Source organism: Variovorax sp. MHTC-1 (genome assembly GCF_003984645.1).
Lineage (GTDB): Bacteria > Pseudomonadota > Gammaproteobacteria > Burkholderiales > Burkholderiaceae_C > Variovorax.
Genome location: NZ_RWKI01000010.1, coordinates 170,759 through 178,115, shown reverse-complemented (window position 1 = coordinate 178,115; position 7,357 = coordinate 170,759). Strand labels below are relative to the sequence as shown.

The 7,357-nt window shown below is 69.2% G+C and carries 7 protein-coding genes; 3 read left to right on the top strand and 4 right to left on the bottom strand.

Annotation, left to right across the window (positions count from 1 at the left end; genetic code table 11):
• The 3 genes from EJI01_RS18475 to EJI01_RS18465 all read right to left on the bottom strand — a co-directional run.
• On the bottom strand, positions 1-588 hold a 588-nt coding region (locus tag EJI01_RS18475; RefSeq protein WP_126838579.1), incomplete at its 3' end, for an ATP-dependent Clp protease proteolytic subunit.
• 69 nt (positions 589-657) lie between these two features.
• Positions 658-1,413 (bottom strand): lipoprotein-releasing ABC transporter ATP-binding protein LolD, encoded by a 756-nt coding sequence (gene lolD / locus EJI01_RS18470; RefSeq protein ID WP_126838578.1) that lies wholly within the window; start codon positions 1,411-1,413, stop codon positions 658-660.
• Complete coding sequence (locus tag EJI01_RS18465; protein ID WP_126838577.1) at positions 1,406-2,662, bottom strand: lipoprotein-releasing ABC transporter permease subunit; 1,257 nt, start codon at positions 2,660-2,662, stop codon at positions 1,406-1,408. Before EJI01_RS18465 ends, lolD begins: the two co-directional genes overlap by 8 nt.
• 119 nt (positions 2,663-2,781) lie before the next feature.
• Between EJI01_RS18465 and EJI01_RS18460 the strand changes: the two genes are divergently transcribed.
• From EJI01_RS18460 to EJI01_RS18450, 3 genes are read left to right on the top strand one after another with little or no spacing between them, the layout of a single operon-like run.
• Positions 2,782-3,744 carry a hypothetical protein gene (locus tag EJI01_RS18460; RefSeq protein WP_126838576.1) on the top strand — a complete coding sequence of 321 codons (963 nt, stop codon included), beginning with the start codon at positions 2,782-2,784 and terminating at the stop codon, positions 3,742-3,744.
• Positions 3,744-5,453, top strand: coding sequence for a single-stranded-DNA-specific exonuclease RecJ (recJ, locus tag EJI01_RS18455; RefSeq protein ID WP_126838575.1), 1,710 nt, complete (start codon positions 3,744-3,746; stop codon positions 5,451-5,453). Before EJI01_RS18460 ends, recJ begins: the two co-directional genes overlap by 1 nt.
• 31 nt (positions 5,454-5,484) lie before the next feature.
• Positions 5,485-6,090, top strand: coding sequence for a hypothetical protein (locus EJI01_RS18450; protein ID WP_126838574.1), 606 nt, complete (start codon positions 5,485-5,487; stop codon positions 6,088-6,090).
• Here the strand turns inward: EJI01_RS18450 and EJI01_RS18445 are convergent.
• Positions 6,066-7,310: a nucleotidyltransferase domain-containing protein gene (locus tag EJI01_RS18445; RefSeq protein ID WP_126838573.1), complete on the bottom strand. Its 1,245-nt coding sequence runs from the start codon at positions 7,308-7,310 to the stop codon at positions 6,066-6,068. The genes EJI01_RS18450 and EJI01_RS18445 overlap by 25 nt on opposite strands.
• Positions 7,311-7,357: the final 47 nt, after the last annotated feature.

The following is a 7,357-nucleotide window of genomic DNA, read 5'->3' as shown; positions in this document are numbered from 1 at the left end:
GGCGCGCAGCTCGCTCTTGCGCTGGATGATGCGCGACACCAGCCCGTAGTCGATCGCTTCCTCGGCCGACAGCCAGCGGTCGCGCTCGATGTCGGCGAGCACGGCGTCCAGCGGCTTGCCGGTCTCGCTCGCGATCGCCTGGGCGACGCGTTGCCGCGCGCGCAGGATCTCGCGTGCATGGATGGCGATGTCGCTGGCCGGCCCGCCGGCGCCGCCGCTCGGCTGGTGAATGAGGAAGCGCGTATTGGGCAGGCAGAAGCGCCGCTCGCGCGGCACCGCCAGGTAGAGGTGAGTGGCGGCGCTGCCGACCCAGCCGGTGCCGATCATGTTCACCGGCGCGGAAATGAAGCGCACGATGTCGTGGATGGCGTCGCCCGACTCCAGGTGCCCGCCGGGCGAGCTCACCAGGATGTCGATGGGTTGCTGGCTGTCCGCGTCGAGCGCGATCAACCGGCGCGCCACGTCGGCGGCCGACTGATCGGTGATGGCGCCGAAGATCAGCAGCGTGCGCGATTTGAAGGCCTTCTCTTCCAGGTAGGAGCTGCGCTGCTCGAGCGTGGCGGAAGGCGGGAAGTCCGGGGTTTCCATGGGGCTCCTTGCGCTGTCTACGAAGCCCCAGTTTGGTGACCGCGCGCGGCTTTGGCAAGCCGCCCCGGTTCAGCCCGCGAGCCGCCCTGCGGTGAGCCGCAGCACGCGGTCGCAGCGCTTGGCCAGGCTCTCGTCGTGCGTGACCACGACGAAGGCCGTGCGGCGCTCGTGCGCCAGCTGCAGCATCAGCGCGAACACGCTGTCGGCGGTGTTGCGGTCGAGGTTGCCGGTCGGCTCGTCGGCCAGCACGCAGTCGGGCTGGGTCACGAGCGCGCGTGCGATGGCGACGCGCTGGCGCTCGCCGCCCGACAGCTCGGCCGGCCGGTGGTGGGTCCGCTCGGCCAGCCCCACCGCGGCCAGCATCAGGTTCGCGGCCTGCGCCGCCGCATGCGGCTCGGTGCGACGGATCTTCAGCGGCATCGCCACGTTGTCGAGCGCACTGAACTCCGGCAGCAGGTGATGGAACTGGTAGACGAAGCCCAGGTGCGCGTTGCGCAGCCGGCCCTGCTCGGCCGCATCGACATGCGCGATGTTCTTGCCATGCAGTTCCACGCTGCCGGCCGTGGGCGCATCGAGCCCGCCCATCAGGTGCAAGAGCGTGCTCTTGCCCGAACCCGAGGCGCCGACGATGGCGAGCGTTTCGCCGGCGCGCACGTCGAGGTCGACGCCGTGCAGCACGGTGAGGTCGATGCGGCCTTCGTGGAAGCGCTTGGTCAGGCCGCGCACTTGTAGAACGACGCCATCGGCGCCGGGCCGCCCCAAGCCGATGGCAGCCCCCTCGGGGGGCAGCGAGGACACGTCCGTGCCGGAATCCCGCTTATTCATAGCGCAGCGCCTCCGCCGGGTTGACGCGGCTGGCGCGCCAGCTCGGGTACAGCGTGGCGACGAAGGACAGCGCGAGCGAGATCAGCGCGATCGGCATGATGTCGCCGCGCTGCGGATCGCTCGGCATCTTGCTGATGAGGTAGATGTCCTGCGGCAGGAAGCGCGCATTGAAGAGCCGCTCCAGCGCCGGCACGATGACGTCGATGTTGTAGGCGACGCCCAGGCCCAGCAGCAGCCCTCCCAGCGTGCCGATCACGCCCACCATCGCTCCCTGCACGACGAAGATGCCCATGATGCTGCGCGGGCTCGAGCCCAGCGTGCGCAGGATCGCGATGTCGGCGCGCTTGTCGGTCACCGTCATCACCAAGGTCGAGACCAGGTTGAAGGCCGCGACCGCGACGATGAGCGTGAGGATGATGAACATCATGCGTTTCTCGACCTGCACGGCCGCGAACCAGGTCTTGTTCTGGCGCGTCCAGTCGCGGATCAGGAACTCGCCGGGCAGCGTGACGGCCAGCTGGTCGGCCACCTCGCGCGCCTGGTGCAGATCCTTCAATTTGAGGCGCAGGCCGCTCGGCCCTTCGAGCCGGAACACGCGTGCCGCGTCCTGCTCGTGGATCATCGCCAGCGCCGAGTCGTATTCGTAGTGGCCCGAATCGAAGGTGCCGACCACGGTGAACTGCTTGAGCCGCGGCACCACGCCGGCCGGCGTGACCTGGCCGCCAGGCGCGATCAGCGTGACCTGGTCGCCCACGCGCACGAAGAGCGAACGCGCCAGCTCGATGCCGAGCACGATGCCGAACTCGCCCGGCACCAGCTTGGCCAGCGCGCCCCGCTGCGCGGTGGTGGAGATGTCGGTCACCTGCGGCTCCAGCGAGGGCTCGATGCCGCGCACCAGCGTGCCCTTCATGTCCTCGCCGCGCGCGATCAGCGCCTGCGCCGCGATGAAGGGCGCGACGCCGACCACGTTCGGGTTCTTGCGCGCCGCCTCGGCGATCGCGTCGATGTCGGCCAGCGCCTGGCCATCGCGCGAGAAGATCTCGATGTGCGAGATGACGCCGAGCATGCGGTCCGTCACTTCCTTCTGGAAGCCGTTCATCACTGAGAGCACGATGATCAGCGCCGCCACGCCGAGCGCGATGCCGAACATCGAAACGCCGGAGATGAAGGAGATGAAGCCGTTGCGCCGCGTGGCCCGGCCCGCGCGCGTGTAGCGCCAGCCGAGCTGCAGTTCATATGGGAGTCGCATCAGGCCTCCCGCCGGGCCGCCCCAAGGGAGGCTTGCGCCCCTCGGGGCAGCGATGACACGGAGTGCAGAGCGTGGGGGTCGTTCATCGCTGGGATTGTGGCATCCCGGACAATAGGCCCATGCCGCCATTGCCCTCTTCTTCGCATCTGCTGATTCCCTATGCCGGCCGCGGCTCGCCGGCCTGCCGCGAAGCGCTGGCGAAGCTGCGCCTGCCGAAGCTCGAAGCGCTGCTGTCGCGGCTGGCGCTGGTGCAAGAAGACACGCAGGACGACAGCACGCTCTCGCCGCCGCACGAACGCGCGCTGGCCGCGGCGCTCGGCATCGAAGCCGCCGATGGGCAGATCCCCTGGGCGGCGCTGGAAGCGAAGCAGGCCGGGCTCGCGCCCGTCGGCGAGAACGACAGCTGGGGCATCGCCACGCTGTGCCACTGGCAGGTGGGCATAGACGACGTGGCACTGGGCGACCCGGCTGCGATCCGGATCGATGCGGCCGAATCCGAGGCCCTGCTGGCGGCCGCGCGCCCCTTCTTCGAGGAAGACGGCATCGCGCTGCACGCCTCGGCCACGCCGGGCCGCTGGCTGGCCCAGGGCCAAGTGTTCGACGGCCTGGCCACCGCCTCGATCGACCGCGCGATCGGCTACCCGATTTCGCAGTGGTCGCCTCTTTCCGACGGAGCCCGCTCGCTGCGCCGGCTGCAGAACGAGATGCAGATGCTGCTCTACACCGAGCGCGTGAACGACGAGCGGGCTGCGCGCGGCGTGCCGCCGATCAATTCCTTCTGGCTCAGCGGCACCGGCCGACTTCCCTCCTCCTATGCCGACGCGTGGCCCACCGTGGCCGATACGCTGCGCGCGCCCGCCCTGCGCGACGATGCCGCGGCCTGGAGCGCCGCCTGGACCGCGCTCGACGAAGGCCCGGTCGCCGAGCTGCTGGCCGCCTGCACCGGCGGCGCCGACGTCACGCTCACGCTGTGCGGCGACCGCGGCGCGCGTCGCTTCGGTGTGCAGCAGCGCGGCCTGGCACGCTGGGCCAAGTCCTTGTTCCAGCGCGAGAGCGCATCGCCCGTGCTGGAGGCGCTGTAATGAAGATCGTCGCCCGCGACATCCCGCCGCGCAGCGCCTGGGCGCTCGAACAGGCCGGCGTGCATCCCCTGCTGGCGCGGCTCTACGCCGCGCGCGGCGTCCAGGCCAAGGACGAGCTCGACGACGGCCTCGTGCGCCTGCTCGCACCCGGCACCCTGCGCGGCACGCGCGAAGCCGCGGTGCTCCTGGCCGATGCGATCCGCGACGACAAGCGCCTGTGCATCGTGGCCGACTACGACTGCGACGGCGCCACGGCCTGCGCGGTGGCCGTGCGCGGCCTGCGCCTGCTCGGCGCGAAGCAGGTGAGCTACCTGGTGCCCGATCGCGTGATCGACGGGTACGGCCTCACGCCGCCGATCGCCGAGCGCGTGGCCGCGAGCGGCGCCGACGTGCTGATCACGGTCGACAACGGCATCGCCAGCGTCGAGGGCGTGGCCGCCGCCAAGGCGCGCGGCCTCGCGGTGCTGGTGACCGACCACCACCTGCCCGGCCCGGCGCTGCCCGCGGCCGACGTGATGGTGAACCCCAACCAGCCCGGCTGCGAATTCGAGAGCAAGAGCATCGCGGGCGTCGGCGTCATGTTCTATGTGCTGCTGGCCTTGCGCTCCGAGCTGCGTGCGCGCGGCGTATTCGACGTGGCGACTCAACCTAAGCTGGACGCGCTGCTTCCGCTGGTCGCACTGGGGACCGTGGCCGACGTCGTGAAGCTCGACGCCAACAACCGCCGCCTGGTCGCGCAGGGCCTGCGCCGCATTCGCGCCGGGTCCATGCCGGCCGGCGTGGCGGCGCTCTTCAAGGCCGCCGGGCGCAACGCGGCAGCGGCCACCACTTTCGATTTCGGCTTCGCGCTCGGCCCGCGCATCAACGCCGCAGGACGCCTGGCCGACATGACGCTCGGCATCGAGTGCCTGCTGACCGAGGACGCGGCACGCGCCGACGAGCTGGCGCGCCTGCTCGACGGCATCAACCGCGAGCGGCGCGACATCGAGGGCGGCATGCGCGAACAGGCGCTGATGCTGGCCGAGACGCTGCTCGACGAAAGCCAGGCGCCGCCCGCTGCCATCAGCGTGTTCGGCGCGGACTTCCATGAAGGCGTGGTCGGCATCGTCGCCTCGCGGCTCAAGGACCGCTTCCACCGGCCCGCCTTCGTCTTCGCGGCCAGCGCCGCCGATGGCAAGTCGCACGAGCTCAAGGGTTCGGGTCGTTCGATCCCGGGCTTCCATCTGCGCGATGCCCTGGACCTGGTGGCCAAGCGCCATCCGGGCGTGCTGCTGCGCTTCGGCGGCCATGCGATGGCGGCGGGCTGCACCGTGGCCGAAGCGCACTTCGAGACCTTCGAGCGCGCGTTGGCGCAGGTGGCGATGGAATGGCTCGATGCCGCGTCGCTGACGCGGCGGCTCGACACCGACGGGCCCCTGTCGCCCGAATACCTGCGCGTCGATCTGGTCGACACCTTGCACCGCGAAGTGTGGGGACAAGGCTTCGCGCCGCCCACCTTCAGCGAAGAGGTCGAGGTCATCTCGCAGCGGCTGGTGGGCGAGAAACACCTGGCGCTCAAGCTCAAGCATCAGGGCAAGCCGGTGGACGGCATCTGGTTCGGCCGCACCGAGCCGCTGCCGCCGCGCGTGGTGATTGCCTTCCGGCTCGATGCCGATGAGTGGCAGGGGGTGCGGCGCGTGCGCCTCCTGGTGGAAGGCGCCGAAGGCTGAGGAATGCAAGCCGAGCGTTGAGAATCGGGCGATGGAAATTCTCACCCTGACGGCCCTGATCCTCTTCGGCGCCTACTTGATCAAGTCCCGCGAGCAGAAGCGGCGCGTCACCCTCCTGGCCAGCCACCTCGGCAACTACCAGATCGAGCACCTGATGGAGAACCTGACCGAGGGCTACCTGCGCTGCCTCGGCGAAAACGACCCCGAGCGCCGCGAACAGATCTGGAGCCTGCTGGCCACCAGCGAGCAGACGCTGGCCAGCCAGTTCACGCGCTTTGCCGCCGAGTTCTCGAAGGTCGGCGCGGCGGATGCGCGCGTGAGCAAGTTCCCGATCGCGCTGCCCTTCGCGCAGACGCTGTTTCCCGGCAGCAGCTTCGACATGCGCGAGGCACTGGCGATCCATGCGCGCGGCATCGCCGATGCGGCGGCGAACGGCGCTCAGCGCACGCCCAAGAGCAAGGCCTTCACCCTGTCGGCCGAACTCTTTCTCATGCAGCACACCTGCCACTGGTTCTGCCGCTCGAAGGCCGTCGCATCGGCACGCCTGCTGGCGCGCCACAAGACCTCCTATGCGCAGGTGCTCGATGCGGTGGCGCCGGCGACGCGGCGCGCCTACTGCGCCTTGGTCGGCAGTTGACGCCGCGGCGCGCGGGGCCGACTGGCGCCGGCAAGCTCCAGCACCATCGTCAGCTGCCCCGCGACCGATGGATGATGCCGCGCCAGCAGACGCGTGCCTTCGGCAATGCGGCTGCGCCAGCCTTTGCCTCGGCCCATGATGTCCTCGGCTGCCTCGTCGAGCGCGTACGGGGAGCGCTCCAGCGCATACGAAACAATGGCGGCGACCTGCCCCGCATCCTTCTGGATCTTGGTGCGGAACGCCTCTTCGCGCTCGGCCATGACGACCAGTTTGTGCAGCGCGTAGCGCACGGGCGACGGTATGTTCACCATCAGCGCGTGTTCACCCGAGATCACGGCTGTCTGGGCGATCTTCTCCAGGGAGAACTCCATGAACTTCAGAGGCTGGAGATTCACCTTGAGCGGCTCGTGCCGGTAGACCGCATCGCTCCTGCCGGTGGTCGTCAGCAGATCGATCCGCATTTCGCCACCCTTGGAGTTCAGGTAGGTGGCGCCGGCCCCGCTCGCGATCGACTTCACCGGAAGCAAGCCCATCTGAAGCGAAGTGATCGCGTCATGCACGTCGGACTCGGCGTTCGTCGGCAAGGCAAGTGACACATTCTTGCCCGCGTGCGCGAAGTCGATGTCGTTCGTCTTCCAGCCGCCCGTCCACCGCACGCCAAGCATGTTCCCCATCGCGATGAACGCATGTGTGCCGATCAGCACGCCGCCGGCGTTGAAGAATCCGTGCTCCGCGAGCCTGTTGATCACCTTGAAGTGCTGGGGCGTCACGTTCAGGCAGCCAAGCGAAGTGCATGCGCTGGCGAGCCTGGCCAGGCCATCGTGGCCATGCGACTTGCCTTGGGAGCGCAGCGCGATGAGCTCACGCAGGCGCTCATCGTCGGGCCCGAGATAGACCTGGTGGTTCCTGCCGGCCAGATCGCGGAACTGCCAATACCAATAGATGACGCCCTTGACCTCCTTCTTGTTGAAGGAACCGCTCAGATCTGCGATCGAGCGATCGAGCATGCGCGCCTGCGCCTGCTCGACCAGTTCGGCGAAGTTGGTCTGCGCCGAGAGCGACAGATCCTCGAAGAGCGAGGGTTCGGAGACGGTGGCCATGGTTATACTGCAGCATCCTTCCTGCGCAGTATAGCCACGCTTCAGCGCAGAACCTCGTGATGCAGCCCGATCGCGACGCTGCGCACGCCCTCGGGCCCCGTGTGCAGCCGCTCCCGCCACCGTGATGCGGTAGATGTCGAGGACCAGCTCGACCGGCCCCGACGCCG

Coding starts and splice junctions, on each gene's coding strand:
- lolD (WP_126838578.1), bottom strand. CDS start 1,413: ATGAATAAGCGGGATTCCGGCACGGACGTGTCCTCGCTGCCCCCCGAG.
- EJI01_RS18465 (WP_126838577.1), bottom strand. CDS start 2,662: ATGCGACTCCCATATGAACTGCAGCTCGGCTGGCGCTACACGCGCGCG.
- EJI01_RS18460 (WP_126838576.1), top strand. CDS start 2,782: ATGCCGCCATTGCCCTCTTCTTCGCATCTGCTGATTCCCTATGCCGGC.
- recJ (WP_126838575.1), top strand. CDS start 3,744: ATGAAGATCGTCGCCCGCGACATCCCGCCGCGCAGCGCCTGGGCGCTC.
- EJI01_RS18450 (WP_126838574.1), top strand. CDS start 5,485: ATGGAAATTCTCACCCTGACGGCCCTGATCCTCTTCGGCGCCTACTTG.